Raw genomic sequence first — 213 nt, 5'->3', positions numbered from 1 at the left:
CCTGCGATGCTGCTGGTGGTCATGCGGTTCAGCTCATCGTAGGTATACTTGTGGGTTCCCTTGTTGGCCTTGTTCGCCTGCTTGTCCGTATTATCCTCGGTTCCCGGGTTGTCCGGCTTTGTGGGCTTGTTGGGATTGTCGGGCTTCTCTCCCTTTTCTCCCCTGTTCAGTCCCGGTGGCATGTGGCCGCCCGGATTCACGATGTTGCCGTCC

1 protein-coding gene is annotated in these 213 nt (G+C 58.2%); it reads right to left on the bottom strand.

Features of this window, described 5'->3' with window-relative positions:
- Positions 1-213 (bottom strand): hypothetical protein (locus VSQ61_RS22810; RefSeq protein WP_334346596.1); only part of this gene is annotated, 213 nt, incomplete at both ends.

It is taken from the genome of Candidatus Merdisoma sp. JLR.KK006 (assembly GCF_036941035.1).
Taxonomy (GTDB): domain Bacteria; phylum Bacillota; class Clostridia; order Lachnospirales; family Lachnospiraceae; genus Laedolimicola.
Note: the sequence above shows the minus strand (reverse complement) of the source record. Positions and strands in the feature narration are given on the sequence as shown.